The 23,424-nt window shown below is 36.2% G+C and carries 24 protein-coding genes; 9 read left to right on the top strand and 15 right to left on the bottom strand.

The genetic code is table 11. The features are described from left to right. Nucleotides 1-15: 15 nt before the first annotated feature. Complete coding sequence (locus DHW03_RS06275) at nt 16-1,587, bottom strand: hypothetical protein (protein WP_109924843.1); 1,572 nt, start codon at nt 1,585-1,587, stop codon at nt 16-18. A gap of 91 nt (nt 1,588-1,678) precedes the next feature. Here DHW03_RS06275 and DHW03_RS06270 point away from each other — a divergent pair, with 91 nt between their 5' ends. Continuing rightward, entirely contained in the window at nt 1,679-2,065 is a 387-nt protein-coding gene (locus DHW03_RS06270; RefSeq protein WP_109924842.1) for a DUF423 domain-containing protein, read from the top strand. Continuing rightward, nucleotides 2,065-4,545 carry a replication restart helicase PriA gene (gene priA / locus DHW03_RS06265; protein WP_109924841.1) on the top strand — a complete coding sequence of 827 codons (2,481 nt, stop codon included), beginning with the start codon at nt 2,065-2,067 and terminating at the stop codon, nt 4,543-4,545. Before DHW03_RS06270 ends, priA begins: the two co-directional genes overlap by 1 nt. On the opposite strand, the gene DHW03_RS06260 is transcribed toward priA, so the two are convergent. Then, the gene (locus DHW03_RS06260; RefSeq protein WP_109925029.1) at nt 4,542-5,219 is read right to left on the bottom strand and encodes a hypothetical protein; all 678 of its coding nucleotides are present in this window, start codon (nt 5,217-5,219) and stop codon (nt 4,542-4,544) included. The two genes, priA and DHW03_RS06260, sit on opposite strands and share 4 nt — an antisense overlap. Nucleotides 5,220-5,409: 190 nt before the next feature. Between DHW03_RS06260 and DHW03_RS06255 the strand changes: the two genes are divergently transcribed. Continuing rightward, the gene (locus tag DHW03_RS06255; protein WP_109924840.1) at nt 5,410-6,066 is read left to right on the top strand and encodes a protein-L-isoaspartate(D-aspartate) O-methyltransferase; all 657 of its coding nucleotides are present in this window, start codon (nt 5,410-5,412) and stop codon (nt 6,064-6,066) included. 62 nt (nt 6,067-6,128) lie between these two features. Here DHW03_RS06255 and smpB read toward each other — a convergent pair whose 3' ends face one another. After that, complete coding sequence (gene smpB / locus DHW03_RS06250) at nt 6,129-6,578, bottom strand: SsrA-binding protein (protein ID WP_109924839.1); 450 nt, start codon at nt 6,576-6,578, stop codon at nt 6,129-6,131. A gap of 220 nt (nt 6,579-6,798) precedes the next feature. Here smpB and DHW03_RS06245 point away from each other — a divergent pair, with 220 nt between their 5' ends. Continuing rightward, nucleotides 6,799-7,275: a TlpA family protein disulfide reductase gene (locus DHW03_RS06245; RefSeq protein WP_109924838.1), complete on the top strand. Its 477-nt coding sequence runs from the start codon at nt 6,799-6,801 to the stop codon at nt 7,273-7,275. On the opposite strand, the gene DHW03_RS06240 is transcribed toward DHW03_RS06245, so the two are convergent. Both DHW03_RS06240 and DHW03_RS06235 read right to left on the bottom strand, forming a co-directional pair. Beyond that, a complete protein-coding gene (locus DHW03_RS06240) occupies nt 7,276-9,138 on the bottom strand; it encodes an Nramp family divalent metal transporter (protein WP_109924837.1) in 1,863 nt (620 codons plus the stop codon). Beyond that, nucleotides 9,125-9,787, bottom strand: coding sequence for a metal-dependent transcriptional regulator (locus tag DHW03_RS06235; RefSeq protein WP_109924836.1), 663 nt, complete (start codon nt 9,785-9,787; stop codon nt 9,125-9,127). The genes DHW03_RS06240 and DHW03_RS06235 overlap by 14 nt, the downstream gene beginning before the upstream one ends. Before the next feature lie 126 nt (nt 9,788-9,913). Here DHW03_RS06235 and DHW03_RS06230 point away from each other — a divergent pair, with 126 nt between their 5' ends. Continuing rightward, nucleotides 9,914-10,384 carry an Lrp/AsnC family transcriptional regulator gene (locus DHW03_RS06230; protein WP_025142637.1) on the top strand — a complete coding sequence of 157 codons (471 nt, stop codon included), beginning with the start codon at nt 9,914-9,916 and terminating at the stop codon, nt 10,382-10,384. Between the two features lie 500 nt (nt 10,385-10,884). Here DHW03_RS06230 and DHW03_RS06225 read toward each other — a convergent pair whose 3' ends face one another. The 3 genes from DHW03_RS06225 to DHW03_RS06215 form a co-directional block, all read right to left on the bottom strand. Next, a complete protein-coding gene (locus DHW03_RS06225; RefSeq protein WP_109924835.1) occupies nt 10,885-11,301 on the bottom strand; it encodes a GxxExxY protein in 417 nt (138 codons plus the stop codon). Between the two features lie 216 nt (nt 11,302-11,517). Then, entirely contained in the window at nt 11,518-12,198 is a 681-nt protein-coding gene (gene ung, locus DHW03_RS06220) for a uracil-DNA glycosylase (RefSeq protein ID WP_109924834.1), read from the bottom strand. Nucleotides 12,199-12,215: 17 nt separating this feature from the next. Then, nucleotides 12,216-12,734: a TlpA family protein disulfide reductase gene (locus tag DHW03_RS06215; protein ID WP_109924833.1), complete on the bottom strand. Its 519-nt coding sequence runs from the start codon at nt 12,732-12,734 to the stop codon at nt 12,216-12,218. Nucleotides 12,735-12,851: 117 nt separating this feature from the next. Between DHW03_RS06215 and DHW03_RS06210 the strand changes: the two genes are divergently transcribed. Beyond that, the gene (locus DHW03_RS06210) at nt 12,852-13,391 is read left to right on the top strand and encodes a hypothetical protein (protein WP_109924832.1); all 540 of its coding nucleotides are present in this window, start codon (nt 12,852-12,854) and stop codon (nt 13,389-13,391) included. A 218-nt stretch (nt 13,392-13,609) separates the two neighbouring features. Here the strand turns inward: DHW03_RS06210 and DHW03_RS06205 are convergent, their stop codons facing one another. Then, on the bottom strand, nt 13,610-14,200 hold the full coding sequence (locus DHW03_RS06205) for a hypothetical protein (protein WP_109924831.1): 591 nt from the start codon (nt 14,198-14,200) through the stop codon (nt 13,610-13,612). Between the two features lie 336 nt (nt 14,201-14,536). On the opposite strand from DHW03_RS06205, the gene DHW03_RS06200 reads away from it, so the two are divergent. Continuing rightward, a complete protein-coding gene (locus DHW03_RS06200; protein ID WP_109924830.1) occupies nt 14,537-15,091 on the top strand; it encodes a pyridoxamine 5'-phosphate oxidase family protein in 555 nt (184 codons plus the stop codon). 60 nt (nt 15,092-15,151) lie between these two features. On the opposite strand, the gene DHW03_RS06195 is transcribed toward DHW03_RS06200, so the two are convergent. From DHW03_RS06195 to DHW03_RS06170, 6 genes are all read right to left on the bottom strand, one after another. Beyond that, entirely contained in the window at nt 15,152-15,364 is a 213-nt protein-coding gene (locus DHW03_RS06195) for a hypothetical protein (protein WP_109924829.1), read from the bottom strand. A gap of 124 nt (nt 15,365-15,488) precedes the next feature. Beyond that, nucleotides 15,489-17,198 (bottom strand): lysine--tRNA ligase, encoded by a 1,710-nt coding sequence (lysS, locus tag DHW03_RS06190; protein ID WP_109924828.1) that lies wholly within the window; start codon nt 17,196-17,198, stop codon nt 15,489-15,491. 391 nt (nt 17,199-17,589) lie between these two features. Next, nucleotides 17,590-19,506 carry an AMP-dependent synthetase/ligase gene (locus DHW03_RS06185; RefSeq protein WP_109924827.1) on the bottom strand — a complete coding sequence of 639 codons (1,917 nt, stop codon included), beginning with the start codon at nt 19,504-19,506 and terminating at the stop codon, nt 17,590-17,592. 241 nt (nt 19,507-19,747) lie between these two features. After that, on the bottom strand, nt 19,748-20,074 hold the full coding sequence (locus DHW03_RS06180; protein WP_109924826.1) for a HesB/IscA family protein: 327 nt from the start codon (nt 20,072-20,074) through the stop codon (nt 19,748-19,750). A gap of 173 nt (nt 20,075-20,247) precedes the next feature. Continuing rightward, on the bottom strand, nt 20,248-20,661 hold the full coding sequence (gene iscU / locus DHW03_RS06175; protein ID WP_109924825.1) for a Fe-S cluster assembly scaffold IscU: 414 nt from the start codon (nt 20,659-20,661) through the stop codon (nt 20,248-20,250). A gap of 110 nt (nt 20,662-20,771) precedes the next feature. Continuing rightward, nucleotides 20,772-21,983: an IscS subfamily cysteine desulfurase gene (locus tag DHW03_RS06170; protein WP_109924824.1), complete on the bottom strand. Its 1,212-nt coding sequence runs from the start codon at nt 21,981-21,983 to the stop codon at nt 20,772-20,774. A gap of 116 nt (nt 21,984-22,099) precedes the next feature. Here DHW03_RS06170 and mce point away from each other — a divergent pair, with 116 nt between their 5' ends. Both mce and DHW03_RS06160 read left to right on the top strand, forming a co-directional pair. Further along, nucleotides 22,100-22,507, top strand: a complete 408-nt coding sequence (gene mce, locus DHW03_RS06165) for a methylmalonyl-CoA epimerase (protein ID WP_109924823.1) — start codon at nt 22,100-22,102, stop codon at nt 22,505-22,507. A gap of 625 nt (nt 22,508-23,132) precedes the next feature. Further along, nucleotides 23,133-23,423, top strand: a complete 291-nt coding sequence (locus tag DHW03_RS06160; protein WP_109924822.1) for a hypothetical protein — start codon at nt 23,133-23,135, stop codon at nt 23,421-23,423. Nucleotide 23,424: the final 1 nt, after the last annotated feature.

Here is a 23,424-nt window from a genome sequence, read left to right as displayed (position 1 = left end):
TTTGTTTGGTTTGGTCTATAAACGGATATTTAAAGAATCTGGTATTTCTGGTTTTAAATATTTGTTTAAAAGTAAGTTAGTGATGAATTTTCCTTTATCTGCACTCATTTGATAATAAAAAGTGTCAAAGGTTTTTAAACCCTCATTAGCGCTCAAATGCTTGTAGTAAGGGGATAAAATGTTATTTCTAAAAATATCTGTAGAATTTTTTGTGCCAATGTAATAACTTACATTGGATGTGCTAGAAATTTGATTCAGCGCATCTTGATATCCAGCATTTTGGATTAGAAGTCTATTGTTTCTATAATCACTCAAAAAGGCTTGTATTGTACTTGCATTATTGGCTAAAACCAGCGTATTATCAATAATAGCATAATATGGTCGCCCGAATTTCTTAAAAGGTTCTCCATAAAAGCTAAACAATATATCCGACGATTTGAACAAGCGAATGTCTTCATTATAATCGGCACTTACATCCAGTAAAAGTTGTTTTACTTTCTCCCCATCGCTTAAGGCAATTGCAGCAAGTTTTTCGGTGGTGCTAAGTTGAAATACGATAAACTGATTTTTGGAATAAACCGGAAAAATCTGGTTTAAATCTACCCTAAAATTTGTTTTTACCTGTGTTACAACCTTTTTGGTATCTACCTCTTTTTTTCTGTTCTCTTGCCAAACGCTCAGTTTCTTAGCCCAACTACCGTAATTATCAAAAGCATATAAAACATAGTTTGCTGTATTATCCGGAAGTATATTGTTGAGGGTACTGTTTTGGGGAGCAATATTTTCGAATGTCTTTAGATAATTGTCTTCGTCCTTTAATTCAGTATAACCATTAAACAGGATTTTCTCTTTGCTGAAATTATAATTTAGAGCTGCAAAGCTGTTTTGTTTATTAAATATTGAAATTTCTCCATTTATATTTCCAGCGATGATATTTTTGAGCAACAGCGGTGCCTGATTAAAGTTGATGTATATGTGGGCCAGCACATTCTTATTGAGTACGTTATTGGCTTTTATATAATCAGTAAAAGGGTTTTCTGCTAACCTAATGGAAGCATCCTTAATTAATTTGAGTGAAGTGGAGGCGGTAATCACTTGATTTTGAAGCCCAACAAATAGAGATAAACTGTCATTTAACTTTACAGAATAAGCATTGCTCAAACCCTTTACCGGCGTAGATCTGCTTTTTATTTGTCCATAAAAATCTTGAATCGATTGCCGCGGTTGTATTTGGATGGTTAATAGAAAGTTAAGGCTTTTATTTGTGTCGGGTAAAACACTGATGTAAACCTCCTGATCTTTAATAAAGGCGTTCAAGCTCTTGTCGTCTATAATCAGGGTTTTAAGTTGTCTTAATAGATTGGTTTTTTCTATGCCCAATACCTGCTGGAGCAAACCTTGCCCTTCAATAATTTGGTAAAAACTCTTGTCGTTTTGAAAAGAGAAAAGCAAAGCGGCATTGTTAGTTGCAGATTGCAAAGCCAGGTCTTTAGCATTGTTCTCATTACTTAATCTTGAAAAATAAACATAAGCCAATGTTGCCACGCCTATCACCAACCCTGTCAATAAAATAATGATTCTTTTCATGTGTCTGTGCAACAAATTTAATTTATTACATCGATTAGTAAGAAGTTCTTCGTCAATTTATTAATTTAGCGATTGCTATAAGCAAAAGATTATGAATAAACGTATTATCCTTACTGCTTCTTTTTTTGGTGCTGTTGCTGTTTTACTTGGAGCTTTTGGGGCTCATGGTTTAAAAAGTTTAGTTGACGGGCCATCCTTAGAAATTTGGCAAAAAGGTGTTGATTATCAGTTCTATCATACATTTGCCCTGCTCTATCTTTCAACCTTTGCCAGATATAGGAACAAGCTTATTAATATTGCATATTTCTGTTTTACCTTTGGTATCGTTTTATTCTCAGGTTCATTATATTTGTTGGCAACCCGTAGCTTAACAAACATTGGCTTTACTGAATTTATAGGCCCAGTTACGCCAATTGGCGGACTTTTGTTTGTGCTTGGATGGATTATGTTGTTTTTTGCTGCCATTAAAGATAAATAATGAACACATTTGAAGCTGATATATTCACAGAAAGAGAAACACTTTTTGTAGAAGTTGTTTTGCCTTTATCCTTGGCTAAAAACTACACATATCGGGTACCTTTTGATCTAAATCATCAAATTCAGGTGGGTAAGCGTGTGGTTGTTCAATTCGGTAAGCATAAAATTTATACCGCGCTAATAAGTGCAATTACTACGCTTCCACCAACAATTTACGAAGCGAAATACATTATCGATGTAATTGATTCTGAGCCTGTAATTACCCCAACACAATTAAAATTTTGGGAATGGATGACGCAATATTACATGTGCAATGAAGGCGATGTAATGGCGGCAGCTTTACCCGCAAGCTTAAAATTAGCTAGTGAAACCATTCTTATTCTACGCGATGATTTTAATGAAACTACAGAACTTACAGAGAAAGAGGAGATTATTATTGCTGCACTAAAAAAACAGCACAAACTAACTGTAAATGATGTATCGAAATTACTTGGTCAAAAAACGGTTTACCCGATAATCAATCATTTACTCGATAAGGAGCTGGTTTTGGTGGCCGAGGAAGTTGTTCAGAAATACAAACCTCTGCTAAAATCCTACATCCTTTTAAATGAGTTTTACGCGGAAGAGGAAAATCTAAAGCAACTTTTTTCGATTCTGGATCGGGCTCCAAAACAGCTGGATGCTTTGCTAGCCTATTTGAAGCTACAAAAGGCAGGCTTGCCAATTTCTAAAGAGCAACTTTTAGAAGAAAGCAATTGTGGTCCTGCTGCCTTAAAGGCGCTAACGGATAAAGAGGTTTTTGTGGTGATGAAACGACCTGTTAGCCGACTGGCAAGCCACGACGATGATTTTAATGTGCATTTCACTTTAAATGATGAGCAACAAAAAGCTTATGAAAAAATTAAGCACTTTTTTGCCGAAAAGGATGTAACACTGCTTCATGGGGTCACGGCCTCGGGTAAAACTCAGGTTTACATTAAATTAATTGAAGAAATCATTCAGAATACAGATGGGCAGGTTTTATTTCTATTACCAGAAATTGCATTAACTACCCAAATTGTTGAACGGATTAAGCTATATTTTGGCAATTCTATTGGGGTTTATCATTCTAAATTTAACAACAGTGAGCGGGTAGAAATTTGGAACAAAGTTAGAAATGGTGCTTATAAAGTAATTCTGGGCGCTCGATCGGCAGTGTTTTTGCCCTTCCAGCATTTAAAACTGATTATTATAGATGAAGAGCATGAACCATCTTATAAACAATATGATCCCGCTCCACGGTACCAAGCTCGCGATTCCGCCATTTATTTGGCCCATTTACATCAGGCAAAAGTTGTACTTGGTTCTGCAACCCCTTCCTTAGAAAGCTATTACAATGCCTTACAAGGGAAGTACGGATTGGTAGAAATGAAAGAACGTTTCGGTGGTGTTCAACTACCCAACCAGCAGGTAGTAAGCATTTCCGAAGAAACGAAGCAGAAAAAGATGGTTTCGTATTTCTCTAGCGTACTAATTAAAGATATAGATTTAGCACTTTCGAAAAAGGAACAAATTGTGCTTTTCCAAAATAGGAGAGGCTATGCAACCATTTTAATCTGTGCAACTTGTGGCTATACACCCAAATGCATCAACTGCGATGTCAGTCTTACTTATCATAAAAGCAGCGGAAAGCTCCATTGTCACTACTGCGGTTACCAGCAAAGTAGCGTTAACATTTGTCCCGCCTGTGGATCTGTACATGTTGAGCAGAAAGGTTTTGGCACCGAGAGAATTGAGGAAGAACTAAAACTGCTCTATCCAGAGGTAACGATTGCCAGGTTGGATATGGATACCACTAGAACCAGAAACGGACTCCAACAAATTTTAACCGATTTTCAAGATAAAAAGACCGATATTTTAATTGGTACGCAGATGGTTGCAAAAGGTTTGGATTTTGAAAACCTAAACTTAATCGGCGTAATCAATGCCGATACTTTATTGGGTTATCCAGATTTCAGAGCATATGAAAGAAGTTTTCAATTGCTTGCGCAAGTTGCAGGCCGGGCAGGCCGACGTGCAGATCAAGGTAATGTTTGCATTCAAACCTATGATGCCGAAAATCGTATTATTAAGCAAGTTGTAAACAACGATTATGTTGGGATGTATAACGATGAAATTGCTGAAAGGGAGAAATTTCTTTATCCGCCATTTACAAAAATGATCTTTTTATCGGTTAAACATAAAGATGCTAACGTTTTAGATCTTGCAGCTACAATGCTTGCAAATACACTGAAAGCCAAATTTGGGGCACGTGTTTTAGGGCCAGAGCAACCTTTGGTAAGTAGAGTTAGAAACCTCTACATCAAACAAATCATTATAAAAGCCGATAAACATACCGCCATTCAAAAGGTGAAAAACGTACTAAAAGATACCATTACAGAATTCAATTCCATCAAGGAATTTAAAAGCGTAATGATTCAGATTGACGTAGATCCGTACTAATTTTTTTCGTTTAAGCTAAATTGAATCCCAATAGAAACAGGGTTTAAAAGATATTCCCATTTCCTATAAGTGGTAACCGTTCTGGCAACGCCATTTGGTTGCGTAAGATCCTGTTTTTCGTAGGAATAGTAAAAATCTAAATTGCTCTCTGCAAACGCGTTAATGAATGAATTTACATTAACTTTTATGCCCAAAACTGGTGTCAATACCAAACCGTTTTTGGTGGCATCAACGGTTTGCTCTGTACTGGCCACGAGTGAGTTTCTTGGTGTGATGGTTCCTGTAAAACGGTTTGAGCGATAGCCTAAGTCAAAGCCAAAGTAAGGTTGCACTCTAGAGTAATTGAAGTTTTTTTCGAAACCAATTTTGAATGAATAATCCGTTACCTTTCCTTTTCCAATCTCGCATGACGCACAGGTATTGTCGAATTCCTTATCACTTCTGTAATAATTTCCGCTAATGCGGTAACTGATTTGATTATCATTAAATTTAAACATCAAGCCATTTCCATATGCTTTAGAATAGTCTTGGGTATTAGTTTGGTTCATTACTTTTGGCAATTGCATTAAAGTAAATGCACGTAAGCCAATGGTATAGTTATAGTCGGCGCTGGATTGGGCAAACACGGTATAAGAAGTACACAAAAGAACGAGGCCAAGTAATATTTTCTTCATTGATAAGGATATTTTTGATGTAATTTTCATTCAATCTCAAAAGTAGAAATAATTCCTTACTAACTTGCAAAATATCTTTGTAAGCATAAATGAAATTAGAATATTTTTTAGTTTTGATTTACTGTTACTTACAGACCAAACAAAATTTTAAGATTGTTTCACGATTTAAAAACGCTAATTTTGAGACTTCATGGCCTATAAATTTGTTGATAATTACCGAGAACGTGGTGCGAGAAAAAAGCTTGTAGAGCTGTTAAGTAGTCGCGGTATCGAAGATGAAAATGTATTGAAAGCAATTGGCAAAGTTCCTCGCCATTTCTTTTTTGATGAAACTTTTTGGAATCAAGCATACAAAGACATTGCTTTCCCCATAGGTGATGGACAAACCATTTCTCAGCCATATACCGTTGCCTACCAAAGTGAATTGTTGCACATAAAAAAGGGCGATAAGGTTTTGGAAATCGGTACTGGCTCTGGCTATCAAACCTGCATTTTGATGGAACTCGGCGCAAATGTATTTACCATAGAAAGGCAGGAAAATATTTTTAATCGAACCATACAAGTTTTACCTGGAATGGGTTACAGGCCAACATTTTATTGTGGTGATGGATCAAAAGGTATTGCAGAGCATGCCCCATACGATAAAATTATTGTAACGGCAGGTGCTCCGTTAGTTCCGGAAATATTGCTCAAACAATTAAAAATCGGTGGAATTTTAGTAATTCCGGTGGGGGACGAGAAAACCCAGAAAATGGTTACTGTAATACGTGTGAGCGATACAGATTATGAAAAAATTGTTTTAGATACCTTTAGGTTTGTGCCTTTAGTTGGCGATCAGGCTTGGTAACTTAAAGCTACCCAAAACGCAATAGATTGATAGTTCATGTGTATTAATTGGCTGCAAGGCGATTACCTTTTCATGGCCCTGTCCATTTCGCGTTTAACGTCCTTGTCTTTCAAGCTGTCGCGTTTATCAAATTCTTTTTTACCCTGTGCCAATGAAATTTCCATTTTTGCGAAGCCACGTTCGTTAATGAAGATGCGTAACGGAACAATGGTGTAACCTTTCTCTTCTCCTTTAAGTTTAAGTTTTCTGATCTCTTTTTTCTGAAGCAATAGTGCGCGATCTCTCTTGATGTCGTGGTGATAAAAGGAACTGTGGCTATATTCCGAAATGTGAAGGTTTCTAACGTACAGGTTTCCACCGATAAACATGCAGAAAGCATCCGTCATGTTGGCTTTACCTTGCCTAATTGCTTTAATTTCCGTTCCCAAAAGGGCTATTCCTGCTACATATTTATCAATTAAATTATAGTCGAAATAAGCTCTTTTATTTTTTATGTTGATGTCGTTTTTCAAAATTTATATTCCTATCTGCAAATCAAATTCAGATCTGCGCTTTTAGTAACCGTTAATTTATGCGGAGTGCAAATATCTTAAAAATTGGGTGATAATTATTTTAAAATTAAATCAACACGCAGTATTTAACAGCTGATTTGCTCATCTGTTTGTAAAACCTCATTTTTATTTGCCGGTTAATCATTTATTCATTTAAGTTTGAAGTCTTTAAAACACCGCAATGAAATTAAAAAACATCCTTTTAGCTGTCATTTTTTTTATATCCCTGCAAGTAAAGGCACAACAGCCAACACTTTTGCCTCAATTTACGTTTTTCAAGCTTGATGGAAAACCATTCGCAAACAAGGATTTGAAACAGGGAAAAAAGAACTTGTTTATTCTATTTGATTGTACCTGCGAACATTGCCAACGGGAAGCTAAAGTGCTCAACACCAATTTTGCTAAATTTAAAGATGTAAATATTTACATGATCACCCTTGATGAGGCGTACATCATCCCTCAATTTTTCAAATCTTATGCCCCAGGCCTCAATACAAAACCTAATGTGATGGTACTTCAAGATAAAAACAAAATTTTTATTCCTGCATTTCTTCCGTCAAAATACCCTGCAATGTACCTTTACGCCACCAATAATAAGCTTTTACTCTACAACAGTGGTGATGGTGGTATTCAGAAAATTATGAAACTGCTTAAGTAACTACCTGATAATTAAAACAGGCATGTTTACCTTGTGCCTAACCGAATCTACTGTTGTACCAAAAATGAGGTCTTTAAGTCCTTTATGCCCATGCGCACCCATTACCAATAATTCTAGTTTATTCGAGTTGCTAATTTTTGCAATGGCATTTGCAGTTCCTCCAAAACCTATAAATGCCGAAGAGTTGTAGCCTAAATCGGCTAGGTTTTGCCTGTATTTTTCGAGATTTTCCCCATCGCTTTGCGTTTCATGGTCCATAACAACATCTCCGTGATAGCGCGCCGCGGCAGTTTCAACTACATGGATTAAATAGTAATGCGCATCTTTTCCACCTTGAATCAGCGCATGTCTAATCGTGTTTCTATCATTTTTCGAAAAATCAACAGCGATGCCAATCCGCTCATATGTCACTTTTTCTATATTTTCAATTTCCAGTGCATTGCCATGTGGAACCATTTGTCGCTCAGTGTTTCGCTTATTAATAATTGGATGAAAGAAAACATATAGCAACAAGAGCACAATCAGGATTACGACTGGGAAAATGATCACATAAATCCACCAATGGTTAGCCTCCTTCGTCCAGCCAGAAATTTCTTCAATAACGAGTTTAACATTCAGCGCAATTATTCCGAGTGCACTTGTCCACGCCAAAACCTTCACCCATAACTTAATGGCAAAATCTTTCATCAATTTTTTATCGGATGTGAAGTGAATCAGTGGAATAATAGCAAAGCCTAGTTGTAAACTAAGCACCACCTGACTGAGTACCAATAGTCCTCCAAGCGCATCATCGCCATAATGCAGAATGGTAAAAAATGCAGGTATAATCGCCAATAGGCGGGTAATTAATCTCCTAAGCCAAGGTTGAATCCTGAGGTTAATGTGGCCTTCCATAATAATTTGTCCGGCAAGGGTACCTGTAACCGTAGAACTTTGACCTGCAGCGATTAGGGCGATGGCAAAAAGGGCAGGGGCAATGTTCCCAAAAATATTAGACAATAGCTTATGTGCATCCTGAATTTCTGCTACTTCATGTAGGCCATTTTTATAAAACGCAGCCGCTGCTAAAATCAAAATGGCCGCATTTACAAAGAATGCGAGATTAAGCGCAACTGTAGTGTCAATTAAATTAAATTTTAATGCCTCTTGTATGCCTTTGGTTGTGCGTTCTATTTTTCTGGTTTGTACGAGTGATGAATGGAGATAGAGGTTATGCGGCATAACGGTAGCACCGATGATTCCAATTGCAATGTATAAGGCATCGCCACTTAATAGTGATGGTTCAAATCCCCTCGCAACTTCTTTCAAGGACGGCTCTACAATAAACATTTCGACTAAAAAAGAAATGCCAACAATAAAAACCATTGATACGATAAAGCCTTCCATGGCTCTCATTCCTTTATTTAGCAAGAATAAAAGTAAAATAGTATCGAAAATGGTAATGGAAATTCCCCAAATTAGGGGTAAGCCAAACAGCAACTGTAAGCCGATGGCCATTCCGATAATTTCGGCTAAATCGCACGCTATGATGGCAGTTTGCGCCAGTCCAAATAATGGAATGTTTGCCCAGCGTGGATAAGCATGTTTGGATGCTTGCGCTAAATCTAATCCTCTTACGATACCCAATCTGGCACTTAAAGATTGAAGCAAAAGCGCGATTAGATTGGACATCAACAAAACCCAAATCAGTTGATAACCAAATTTACTTCCGCCCGCCAAATCTGTTGCCCAGTTTCCTGGATCCATGTAACCTACGCTAATTAAGTAGGCTGGCCCAATAAAGGATAAAATTCGTTTCCAGCCTTTTCTTTTATCTGTTGCTACACTCTGATGTACTTCACTTAACGATTCAGATTTTGCCATTACTACTTATTAAAATATGTTTTGCCACTTCTCTACTAATATTGATTTGTTTATCGCTAGAAAGAATTTCTACTGAACCATCGAAATCCGTAACATCAGTAATTTGAATTTGTTTGCCAAGGGTTAGACCTAATTTTTCCAAGTGTTTTAAAAATGCTGAACTGTGCTGGCTTACGCCGGTAATCGTTCCAGAATCGCCAATCTTTAAGTCTATCAGTTTTATAAACTGGGTTTTTGCAAATCGTCCGTGTTTATCTGGAATGGGATCCCCGTGAGGGTCGGATTTTGGAAAACCCAAAAACTCATCTAACCTTTCAATCAAACTCACCGATTTGATGTGTTCTAATTCTTCTGCAACATCATGCACTTCGTCCCATTTAAAATTAAGCTTATCTACCAAAAATACTTCCCAAAGGCGGTGTTTACGCACAATATCAATTGCAGCTGATTTCCCTTTTTCCGTTAAACTAACCCCTTGATATTTAATATAATCGACCAATCCCTTTTCGGCTAATTTTTTAATCATATCGGTTACGGATGCTGGCTTAGTTTGAATTTGTTCAGCAATAGCGTTCGTTTGAACGGTTTCTGTTTTCTCCGCTAAGTGATAAATAACTTTAAGATAGTTCTCCTCTGTGAAACTTTGCATTTATATTTATCTAATTTAATTTTTAGGTAAATCTAAAAATTTTATTTTAAAATTTATATGATAAATTATGTTAAAATTTAGAATATAATTTGGTTATGTTTGTATTCTCAATACCTTTGAACTTATATGGCATCAGAATTAGATAAAATTGATTTTAAAATTTTAAGGATTTTACAAGAAAATGGTCGGATTACCAACCTTTTATTGTCGCAAGAAATTGGCTTATCACCAGCACCAACTTTAGAGCGTGTTCGCAAACTGGAAATGGCGGGATATATAAAAAGCTATCATGCTCTTGTTGATGAAGAAAAACTTGGATTAGGAATTAAAACCTTTATACAAATTCAACTCGATTTCCATAAAAACAATACGATCCAAATCTTTTTAGACGAGGTAAATCAAATTAAGGAAATTACGGAATGCCATCACGTAACCGGTCAGGCAGATTTTTTGCTTAAGGTTTATGTTAAGGATATAAAAGCTTACGAGCGATTAATCATGGATAAAATCAGTAAGATTTCTGTGGTTAAGACTTTCCAAACCATGATGATTATGTCAACCACTAAGAAAGAACCAATCGTTCCATTGGAGTACTAGTTTTAAAACTGTTTTCAAGTCTATTTTAAGCCTAAATTCGTTAAATAGTTGATAGGCTTTAGAAGCTTAGGTGTCTGAGGTTTCTAAGGTGGTTCATATGTGCGTGAGCAAGTTTCAGCATCAAATGCTTTCTTATCTTTCACTTTTTTTATTTTTCACCACCTAAGGTACCTAAGACACCTAAGTATTTTGTGGACATTCAATTTGCAGTAGCTAAGGGGTTTAAATTTATTATATCTTTATTTTTTCTTCCTAATTATTTGATGCAGTTAGATAGTTGTTAGGCTTTAGAGGCTTAGGTGTCTGAGGTTTCTAAGGTGGTTCATATATTCGTGTGTAATTTTATCACCAAATGCTTTCTTAATCTTTCACCTTTTTTATTTTTCACAACTAAGTTACCTAAGACACCTAAGTTGTTGATGCCAAGTGATGGTTTATGCGTATTACTGAAAGTCTTCCAGCCAATGCGTTTATGCAATCGTGGCAATCAAAGTGAAGGCCTATGCCCATGGATTGAGCCGAAACATCAATTCATTTGCAAAGGCTTTTTTCCCATTCTGAACAATATTTGTGCAATTGAAATTTATGAGTAACCCTTTGGGTACTTTCAACAATTTCATGTATGTAAGTATCTGGGCTTCGTGAATAGGTAAAATTCTTTCTACCGACTTCAGTTCTAACACCATGCAATTTTCGATAAATAGGTCTGCTCTCAATTCGCTGTCTAGCACAATATCTTTATAGGAAATCGTTATGCGTTCTTCTGCCGAGAAATTGATGTTCCTTAGTTGTAACTCTCTCATCAAGCATTTTTGATAAACACTTTCGAGCAAACCCGGACCAAGTGATTGATGCACTTCAATACAAGCGCCTGTTACTTTGTATTCTAAATTATCAAGAAAAGTTTTGTTAATCATATATAAATCAATAAAGTTTTGAACTTTTTGGGATGATTTTAACGATATAACTTTGGTTTATTTGGTTATAAAAATGAGAAGCAAATCATTGCGCTATACGTTTGGTTAGGCAAGCTTCTCTAAGGTTAACTGAGGTGTTCCAAGTGGTAAGATATTGAAATGAATATTATTTATGTTAAGAAATTTTCCGGTGTTTCGGAGTAAAATAAGCATTCATTAGCTAGGCAATTTCCAATCTATCGGACTTAAATTATTTTGTACCAACAATTGGTTTGCCTTCGAAAAATGTTTAGATCCGAAAAAACCGTTGTATGCAGAAAATGGAGAGGGGTGTGCGGCAGTAAGTACGTAATGCTTTTGCTGATCGATTAAGCTTGCTTTTTGCTGTGCGTATTTTCCCCAAAGTAAAAACACCAGGTGCTTACGTTTTTCTGAAAGCGCTTTTATAATTTCATCGGTAAAGATTTCCCAACCCCTGTTTTGGTGCGATCCGGCTTCCGATGCCCTAACCGTTAATGTTGCATTTAATAACAGTACACCTTGTTCTGCCCAATGAATTAAATTTCCATGATTTGGAGTTGTAAAACCTTCAATATCGGTTTCCAATTCTTTATAAATATTCTTTAAAGATGGCGGGGTAGCTATACCCTTTTGTACGGAAAATGATAATCCATGTGCCTGACCAACACCATGATATGGATCTTGACCTAAGATGACCACTTTCACTTCATCAAATGGGGTTGTATTTAAGGCATTGAAAATATCTGAGCCTTTTGGATAAACAGTTTTTCCATTTTGCTTTTCTTGTTGTAAAAAAGACTTCAAATTTTTCATGTAGTCCTTTTCGAACTCATCATCTAAAACGGCTAACCAACCAGGTTCTAATGCTGCTGACATATTTTTTGTTTAAGTAACTAAGCTTTCTTTTTTAAGATGGCTAACAAGTCTCCTTCTAAAGTTGTTTTAGGGCTTTCAACTATTCTCCCAAGCTCGATCCCTTTTTTATCGTAGATGATAAATGTTGGGACTCTTTGAATGTTTAAGCCATCAATAATCCCATTTTCAGCTTTTTTTGTTCCGTCAACTGCAATGATATCTACATTCTTTTCCTTGAAATGCAAAGCATCCAATACTTTAAAAAAGTTGGGAACGTTTACCTTGCTATCACCACACCATGTGCCAAAAACAATTTTTATTTTTTCCTTTTTAAGCAGTTTTTTCAGCTCGATTAAGGTTGCTGCATCTGGTGTATAGGCAGCGTAAATAGGATCGTACATTTCCTTGAATTCTGGAAAATTCACAATTCCTTCTCGCGTACAAGCATTAATTAGAATGTCTTTATTGTGAGATTGGTCGTGGATTTTTTTATTCATTTCTTGTGCAGAAACATTCATAGCAAGTACAATTAAGGTTAAGGAGAATAGAATTTTCATTTCGATATTGTTTGTATTTATGAGTTGTAAATTTTTAATGAAATTATTGTTTTAAAATCTAAATTCTGCCTTTTAAACACGATATTTGCAAAAAAAAAATAATTTAGATTAAAATTTATGCCAAATATTATCAGATTAATTGCGGGGTTTGCTTTACTGGGTGGCGCAGTAGCTTTATTTATTTTCGGGTTTTGGCCTTGGGGCATTATTGCTATACTTTTAGGTATCATTGTTATTGTAACCTATTTCTTTAATGAGAACATGCTTTTAGCGCAATGGTTTTTAAGAAAAGACAATATGCCTAAAGCCAAAATGTTTTTAAACAGGATTACCAATTACGAAACTCAATTAATTAAACTTCAACATGGTTATTACAACTTATTGGTTGGATTGATTGAAAGCAGAACTGCACCTATGCAAAGCGAGAAATATTTCAAAAAATCTTTAGCCTTGGGCATGCAAATGGATCATAATGTTGCCTTAGCTAAGTTAAGCTTAGCGGGTATTGCCATGGCAAAACGCAACAAACGTGAAGCCACAATGTATTTAGCAGAAGCCAAAAAAGCCGATAAAAATAAACTCCTTGCCGATCAGATTAAACAAATGAAAGATCAAATGGGTATGATGGACAAACAACAACAAGTTCGTTATAGATAGTAATTCTTTGCTTAATCATTGAGACAAAATTAACAATAAGTTATTTGAGATCTGAAACAAGCTCTTTTCTTTCGGCCTCCAACTGAATCTATCTTTGTCGTAGTAATCGATGTCACCATCAAATCATTTCGTAATACTTTGGCGTGTAAGTTGCTTTGCGAAAGTTTATTAGTATGCTGTCAAAAAATGTGAGCTTATAGATTTAATTCTTGTAGCATTTAAGATTTTTTCAGCTCTATAATTTCTTGTAGCTTTCCTTTATCATCCTTATAGGCTTCAATTTTACCAATGTTTGAAAGTGTAAATGAAAGCAAAGTTTTATTTGAAGAATCTATTCTATTTTCTTTCTTGTCTCTAAAGTTTCTATAAATATAGATAGGTGTTTTAAATATACCCCAAGGAATACCCCACCAACCAAATAACGCAGTAGAAATTATTGCACTATTATTGGTCTTGTCCAAACAGTTTGGGCATGCAATAGTTGGCTCAGTTTCAGATACCGTCACGAATATGAAACTCTTCACCTTATGTGAAGATGTTCCATTAAGTTTTTCTGTCTCATTATTGCAGATTGGACAGGGCAAATTCCTTAGAAATTGAGAGTAATGTTCGATTTCTTCGATTGAATACTCCATATTCTGCGCTAAAGCACCATTTAAAATATTAAGATCGAGGTTGCGTTTCTTAATTTCATTTTCAATAATTCCGAATACTTCTGGTCTTAGTCCTTGAGCACTTGTTGTAGTTATTCTAATCAACTCACTGTCCGACATCTGCTCATATGTTTTTTCAATGTCCTTTATGTCCATATATGCTTGGTTTATTTTAGAGTTTTTTTTTCAGATATGTGATTATTAAGCCATTGGTTTAGTTATAGGTTTTACAAAAAGATTAATTATATTTTTTATAATATCCTATACCTAGCTTTCTAGAGTTTATAGATTATTATTCCAGCCATCTATTTTTAGACTACAATAATCTCAGATTCTAAGTTAAATATTGGATGTATATAAATAGGGAAGGAGTCGCAAAATAGGATTTTTTCGGAATTATCTACATGGATTTTAATCGATTAATTAATATAATCTATTAAATCCAAAACTAAATCGATTTTAGGATTGTAGTTTATAGAAAATTATACACTTATGGCAACATCACAAGAAGGCAGTACTAACAATACTCAAGAAGAAAATAACATTCAAGATTTAGGCGGGTCAGAAGCGGTAAAAAAGCTTCGAGAATTGGCAGATAAAGCAGAAAGTTGCTTTTTTTGTACCAATATCAAAACAGGTATTCCATTATCAGTTCGGCCAATGGCCATACAACAGGTTGATGACGAGGGTAATATTTGGTTTATGAGCATGAAAGACAGTCACAAAAACGAAGAAATTGCTTCTGACCCTTTCACCCATTTACTTTTCCAAGCTGGTGCACATTCTGGATTCGTGAATATTTATGGCATTTCTGAAATCAGTAGAGATCAAGCTAAAATTGATGAACTTTGGAGTCCTTTTATCAAAACTTGGTTTCAAGGTGGTAAGGAAGATCCAAATATTACGTTAATTAAAGTAATTCCATCAGAAGGCTATTATTGGGATACCAAACACGGTACCGCGGTAGCCTTTTTGAAAATGGCTGCCTCTGTTATTACTGGAAGAACCATGGATGATTCAGTAGAAGGAACTTTGGATGTAGATTAAAGTAGGATGATTGGTTGGGACATGCTTGCACCAATTAAAGATAGAGCATGAGCATCAAATTTATTTATCTCCTAAATAATCAAATCCTTCTAATTCTTCTCTCACGTTTCGTTTACTCAAAAGATCCTCTTCTTCGGCTTCTGCTCTTTTGAAGAAAAAGGCTTCTGCCTGGATTCTTTTAATTAATTGATGAACTAAAGATAGATCAAAAGCATCTTTGCTCAACTTGATACAGTATTCTCTTTCATTGATTTCTAAACTTGAAATATTCATAAGTCAATCTTTTTAAATTATCGATTGCTGTAAATATAGAAAAGGCTTGCTAAACAATTGTTAGCAAGCCTTTTAAGTTTATGTTATCCTTTTGTTAAAAATAGTCTTCTTCAAAAAGTTTCGGCTACTTATGGGATAGAAATAATCCATCGTCGGTTTTCGCAACCTTTAAAATGCCTTTTCCTGTTAAGCCTTTAAGCGTAGTATCCCACTTTTTATTGCTCCAATCTGCTAGTTTCGATTTAACATCGCCAAGAAGATATTGTTCACCTTCTTTTACAAGGGCGTACAATTCCGTTTCTTCTGGAGTCAACTCAATTTTCTTCTTTTCCGGGCGCATTTGTGGGAAGAATAAAACTTCCTGTATGGTGCTTTGATTGGTCATTAACATCACAATTCTGTCGATACCAAAACCCAATCCAGAAGTTGGCGGCATTCCGTACTCTAAAGCACGAACAAAATCATCGTCCATTGCCATAGCCTCTGCATCACCGCGATCTGCAAGTTTCAATTGATCTTCAAAACGTTCTCTTTGGTCAATTGGATCGTTTAATTCTGAGTACGCATTTCCGATTTCTTTGCCGTTTACAAATATTTCAAATCGCTCTACCAAACCATCTACCGAACGGTGTTTTTTTGCTAGGGGAGTCATTTCAATCGGGTAATCGGTAATAAAAGTAGGTTGGATTAAATTCGCTTCTACCTTATCGCTAAAGATTTCATCAACTAATTTCCCACGCCCCATGGTAGAATCTGTTTCAATTCCTAAATCCTTGCAAGTTTGTAGGAGTTCTTCCTCCGTCATGGCCGAAACATCAATCCCGGTATATTTTTGAATCGATTCATACATGGTAAGTTTTTCGTATGGCCCCTCAAAATTAATATCGTTGTCGCCTACCTTAACCACTGCCGAACCATTTGTTGCAATGGCCACTTTTTCTAAACACTCTTCTACCATAGCCATCATCCAGATATAATCTTTATAGGCTACATATATTTCCATTGAAGTGTATTCCGGATTGTGCGTACGATCCATACCCTCATTACGGAACATTTTACCGAATTCGTAAACCCCGTCGAAACCAGCTACAATCAGTCTTTTTAGATATAGTTCATTTGCAATACGCAAATAAAGCGGCATATCTAGCGTATTGTGATGTGTTGCAAACGGACGAGCTGCTGCACCACCATGAATGGGCTGTAAGATTGGTGTTTCCACTTCCATCCAGCCTTGCTCATCAAAATAATTACGCATGGAGTTAATCACCTTGCTGCGTTTGATGAAGATTTGTTTATAGTCTGGATTTACCGTTAAATCTACATATCGCATTCTGTAACGCAATTCTGGATTAGTGAAGCCATCATAAACGTTTCCTTCATCGTCCCTTTTTACAATCGGTAATGGGCGAATAGATTTTGAAAGGATTTTAAATTCTGTTACGTGAATGGAGATTTCGCCAGTTTGAGTGGTGAACACATAACCTTTCACACCAATAAAATCTCCAATATCTAAAAGCTTTTTGAAAACCGTATTGTATAAAGTTTTGTCTTCAGTCGGACAAATTTCATCTCGTTTTAAATATACTTGGATACGACCGGTAGCATCTTGAATTTCGGCAAAGGAAGCTGCGCCCATGATGTTACGGCCCATAATCCGACCCGCTAAACTAACTGTCTTATAGGCTGTTTTATCTTTTTCGTAGTTTGCTAAAATATCTGCTGCACTTACGTTAATCTCATAAGATTCTGCAGGATAAGGCTCGATGCCCAATTGACGCAATTGTTTTAACGACTCACGTCGTAATATTTCTTGTTCTGATAATCCTATACTCATTTCAGGTATTTTTTGCAAAAGTAATGATTTTGCAGGGTTTTATTTTTGTGTTAATGTATAATTTTAATCGGCTTGAATATATCATCTAATTAGCGTTATGCTCCGTATGCATGCAGCCTTTTAAAACCAATCATAAATGTATTGAACTCGTATTCGACATCACCACAGCATCTTAATCGATGTTAAAACTCGGTATTTTACCTATCAATAAACATTTCTAATAATTGGCGAACACCCTAAAATAAATTTTAGAACCTAAGCTTATGAAATCTTTTAAAACTGATCCAAACTGCTGAATTGATTTCAGCATCTTGGTTCTTTTTTGCTTTGATTGATATTTCCTAAGCTAAAGTCAAGCTATTGAAGTATTTCAAAACGTCTCAAGAATAGACTAAGATTCTGCTTCGACACCTTCTTCATACATTTCGTCGATGGTATCTGCATATTTTTTTTCTACAATTCGACGTTTAATTTTCAGCGTTGGCGTAATTTCCCCTTCATCTATACTGAAAGGATTACGTTTAATTTTGAAGTTTTTAATCCGTTCGAATTTTGCCAATTCGTTAGAGATTTTTTTAATGTCTTTTTCAATCCAATCAATAATCTCCTGCTCGCGGATAAATGGATCATTTTCTTCGAAGAAAGAAGGCTTAAGGTTAAAAGTTTCTTCTAGTGTTTCTCTATTTGGAATGATGATCGCCGTGATAAATTCACGCTTATCTCCAATTAAAAAAAGCTGATCGATTTTAGGGCTTTTTAAATAGATGTTCTCTACCGGCGTAGGATAAACGTTCTTGCCATAAGCATTTACAATCATGTTTTTTAGCCGATCGGTTATTTGAAGATTTCCCTTGTAAAAGCGACCAATATCACCGGTATGAAACCACATATCTCTATCAATCGCCTCTGCGGTCTCCGCGGGTTTGTTAAAGTATCCTTTCATTACACAATGCCCGCGAACAATTACTTCTCCTTCTTCACACTGAAATTCTTCGTTAAAAGTTTCATGGGTTTGAATGTTTATAATTTGCTTGCTTTCTACGTCTTGTATGCCAATTTCAATGCCCGGTATAACGCGTCCAACCGTACCATAAACCTGTCTGTGGTATTCGGTAACCGACATCACAGGCGAAGTTTCTGTCAAGCCAAAGCCCTCCAATATTTTAATGCCTAAATCTCCGAAAAACTCGCCCACATTTTTTGGCAATGCCGCTCCACCAGAAATCATAAATTTCAATCGTCCGCCAGTTTTTTCCTTTATCTTACTGAAAACTAATTTTTCTGCAATTCCTTTTTTGGCAGATAGTAAAAGTCCAGGATTTTCGCCTGCCTCTTTTGCCACGCGATATTTATTTCCGGTTTCGAGTGCCCATGTAAATATTTTGGCTTTGGTGCCTCCACCTGCTGTTCCTGATTTTATGGCTTTATCGTGAATGCGTTCCAATAACCTCGGTACACAGCTCATCACTGTTGGTCTTACCTCGCCCATATTTTTAGCCAATAACTCTAGGCTTTGCGCAAATGCGATTTTACAGCCTTGTGCACAACACACATGGTAGGTTGCCGTGCGTTCAAAAACATGTGATAGGGGTAAGAAAGACAAAAATGTTTCTGTTTGATCGATTACAGGAATCTGTTGTAAACAAACTTTAACATTCTCCACAAAATTGCTGTGGGTAAGCATAACACCTTTCGGAGTGCCAGTTGTACCTGAAGTATAAATTAGTGAAGATACATCGCTCGGTAATACCAAACTTCTGCATTGCTCAATGTCTGCTTTTTCGGCAGCTGTAATTTGATGCTTCAGTGCAAGGATGTCTGAGAAGGCAATCACTTCAACCTTAACATCGCTCGGGATGGTCACTTTTTCAAAATCTTTAAACGCAGGTATAATGTATTTAAGTTCTCTGCAATTTGAGGCAACTTTTAATATTTTGCGATAAAGAAAATTATTCCCAACAAGAATGGCTTTTATTCCAGAATCATTAATGATGTAGGCTACTTCCTGCTCGGAAAGCGTAGGATAGATGGATACATTGATTACCCCAATTTGCTGAATACCTTGGTCATAATACACATATTCTGGTGAATTTTCAATCATTAAACCTAGCCTATCGCCTTTCTTTATGCCCATTTCTAAAAAGAAGGCAGACACTGCATCAGCTCTTTTTAATGTGTCTTCATATGAAATTTCAGTCCATTCGGCACCTTGCTTATGAATTAGAAAAGTTTCTTCTGGCTTGTGGATGTTTTTTACAACATTTCTCAACAGGGTAGGGACAGTTGAAAATTCGTTAATTAATGGCATGCTCGTTAGTTGGTGTGTTCGTTATAGTTAACAATTATAAGGCTTTTTGGTTTAAAAATGCAAATTGATGCTTTACTATAAATTTTGATAGGTTAAATCTCGTCTAATCAAAAACTTTCGATTTCTAATTTTTACAGGAGGATTGTGCCCTTAATCTTCAATAATGTGTTTGTGGAGAAAATTTGCTTATAAACGCAAAAAAGGTCCCATAAATGGAACCTTTTGAAAAAATATGCTTTAATTATACAGAAAAACTTTCGCCACAACCGCAAGTTCGACTGGCATTTGGATTCACAAAGTTGAATCCTTTTCCGTTTAAGCCATCGGTAAAATCCAGTTCAGTACCGGCTAGGTACAGAAAGGATTTCATATCCAATGCAATTTTGATTCCTCTATCTTCAAAAAACTGATCTCCAGTTTTCGACTCATTGTCGAAATCCAAATTGTAAGATAAGCCTGAGCAACCACCTCCTTTTACAGAAACTCGTAGAAAATAGTCAGAGCCCATCTCGGAATCTTGCATCAAATGATCTATTTTTTCTTTTGCTTTATCAGTTATCGTTATCATCGTATTTTAGATTTTAGTAATTAGATTTGAGGTTATAGATGTGAGATATGAGATATGAGATATGAGATATGAGACTTGTACTCTAGATAAAAGCTTTCACCTCAAATCTATCATCTTCTTTCTATCGTCTCCCATCTATTGTCTCAAGTCTATTGTCTCAAGTCTCCCGTCTACTAGTGGTGAGATTTTTCTAATACAATTGCTTCTAAACCATTTTTAACGCGATAATCGTTAATGGCAGATTTAATTGCATCTTCTGCTAACACCGAGCAGTGAATTTTTACTGGAGGTAAAGCCAATTCTTCAACAATATCCATATTATCAATGGTTAAAGCTTCGTCAATTGTTTTTCCTTTTAACCATTCTGTAGCTAAAGATGATGATGCAATTGCCGAACCACAACCAAAAGTTTTGAATTTAGCATCGGTAATTACGTTATCTTCTCCAACCTCAATTTGCAAACGCATTACATCGCCACACTCTGGTGCGCCAACTAAGCCTGTACCAACAAATTTACTGTCTTTATTTAATGTACCTACGTTACGTGGGTTATTGTAATGGTCAATTACTTTTTCTGAATATGCCATGGTATTTTTCGATTTTTGGTTTACGATTTCAGATTAGCTTCCATCGCAAATTATTAAATTTATATTGTATTGTGGATGTACATGTTGTAAATCCGCCACTTAAACTAATTTTAGTGTTCTGCCCACTCAATTTTACTCAAGTCAATTCCTTCTTTAAACATTTCCCAAAGTGGAGAAAGTTCTCTTAGGTGATTAACCGCTTTTTGAGTAACTGCAATAGCTTGATCAATTTCTTCCTCAGTTGTAAACCTACCTAAACCGTAGCGGATAGAAGAGTGTGCCAAATCATCAGATAAACCTAAGCTTTTCAATACGTAAGATGGCTCTAACGAGGCAGATGTACAAGCCGAACCTGAAGAAACTGCTAAATCGCTCATTGCCATCATTAAACCCTCACCCTCAACGTATTTGAAAGAAATATTGGCTACGTGCGGTAAACGATGTTGTGTATTACCATTAACATAACTTTCTTCCATTTTGTTTAAGGTCGATTCTAACCGATCACGCAAACCAGATAAGCGAATAGATTCGCTTTCCATTTCTAAACGGCACAGCTCGCAAGCTTTTCCCAAACCCACAATACCTGGAACATTTAAAGTACCAGAACGCATACCACGTTCGTGGCCACCGCCATCCATTTGTGAAGTTACTTTAACTCTTGGGTTTTTTCTGCGTACATAAAGTGCACCAACGCCTTTCGGACCGTACATTTTGTGTGCTGTAAATGCCATTAAATCAATGCCATCCGCATTCACATCAACAGGAATTTTACCTACTGCCTGCGTTGCATCCGTCATAAATAAAGCGCCATGTTTGTGCGCAATGGCAGAAATTTCTTTTATCGGCTGGATTACACCAATTTCATTGTTTCCATACATAATGGAAACTAAAATGGTTTCAGGCGTCATAGCAGCTTCCAATTCAGCTAAATCAATTAAACCATCCGCTTTAACACCTAAATAAGTTACCCGAGCACCATTTTTTTCAAGGTGTTTACAAGTATCCAATACCGCTTTATGTTCAGTAACCGCAGTAATAATGTGGTTACCTTTTTCTTTATACATCTCAAACACTCCTTTAATACCAAGGTTATCGGCTTCAGTAGCACCAGATGTAAATATAATTTCCTTTTCAGTACAGCCGATTAATTTGGCTACTTGCTCACGAGCATAATCAACTCCCTCTTCGGCCACCCAGCCAAAAGCGTGATTACGGCTTGCGGCGTTTCCAAATTTCTCGGTAAAATATGGTAGCATTGCTTCCAACACTCTCGGATCAAGAGGTGTAGTCGCATTATTATCTAAATATATCGGCTGTTTCATTTCAGTTCTGTTATTTGCAATACAAAGATACAAAAAAACTTATTTAACAATTATAATTAATAGCTATGAGGTTATAGTTAAAACCTGCATTTTTACATTCACATAACCTTAAATCTATGAATAAGATAGAACACATCGGCATCGCCGTAAAAGACCTCAACGCTTCAATAGATCTTTATCAGAAACTCCTCAACGCCGATTGCTATAAAACAGAGGAAGTTGCATCCGAATTTGTGAATACCGCTTTTTTTAAAACTGGCGATAATAAAGTAGAACTCCTCCAGGCAACTTCGGCTGATAGTGCAATTGCTAAATTTATAGAGAAAAAAGGCGAAGGTATTCATCACCTAGCCTTCTTGGTTGATGATATTTTAGCCGAGATGGAACGTTTGCATAGCGAGGGTTTTACTTTGCTTAACGATTCGCCTAAGAAAGGTGCCGATAATAAAATGGTTTGTTTCGTCCATCCAAAAGATGCCAATGGTGTTTTAATCGAAATTTGTCAAGAAATTAAGTGGATTTAAGCGTTCCTATTCGGGGCTTCACCACGAATCATCATTGCTTTGTTTGATGATTAGCCTCAGCATGATTTAGAAATGAACGGTTCTGTATTTCATCTGTGCTGTAGTCCTGCTAACCGCTATAGCCCAGCAGAAAAAGCTGGGGCTGCCGCTATTATCAGGTTTAGTAAGGGGAGGCAGTAGTTGTTTCGTAAAATCTAGATGTTGATGGTATTATCAAGCATCATCAAATACTTTATGTGATGTTAATTTTTTAGGCTAATCTGGAAATGAACGGTTCTGTATTTCATCTGTGCTGTAGTCCTGCTAACCGCTATAGCCCAGCAGAAAAAGCTGGGGCTGCCGCTATTATTAGGTTTAGTAAGGGCAGGCAGTAGTTATGTCGTAAAATCTAGATGTTGATGTTATTATCAAGCATCATCAAATACGTTATGTGATGTTAATTTTTTAGGCTAATTTGGAAATGAACGGTTCTGTATTTCATCGGTGCTGTAGTCCTGCTAACCGCTATAGCCCAGCAGAAAAAGCTGGGGCTGCCGCTATTATCAGGTTTAGTAAGGGCAGGCAGTAGTTATGTCGTAAAGCTATGGGTTTGTTCAATAATTCAGGATTAAACTAACTTTGTATAATGAATGATCATCAATCGTTAATTAAAATCATCAATAAAGATTTCGATATCCAAGCAGATCTTTCGGAAGAACGTTTGAGGCAAGCAATCATTGATGTCTTTGCTGATCTGGTCGATCATGATTTTTCGAAATTGATTCAAATTTTATACAAGGCCGATGTAGATCAGTACAAGTTGAAAGCACTTTTAGAAACATCAGAAGGGCGAAGTTCCGCGGAAGTTATTGCCGATGCTTACATCGAAAGGCAATTGGCAAAAATCGAAACTTGGAGGAAGTATTCAGGCAGATAGA

The sequence above is a fragment of the Pedobacter yonginensis genome (genome assembly GCF_003173595.1).
Taxonomy (GTDB): Bacteria; Bacteroidota; Bacteroidia; order Sphingobacteriales; family Sphingobacteriaceae; genus Pedobacter; species Pedobacter yonginense.
This window is presented reverse-complemented; position numbering and strand designations above follow the sequence as displayed.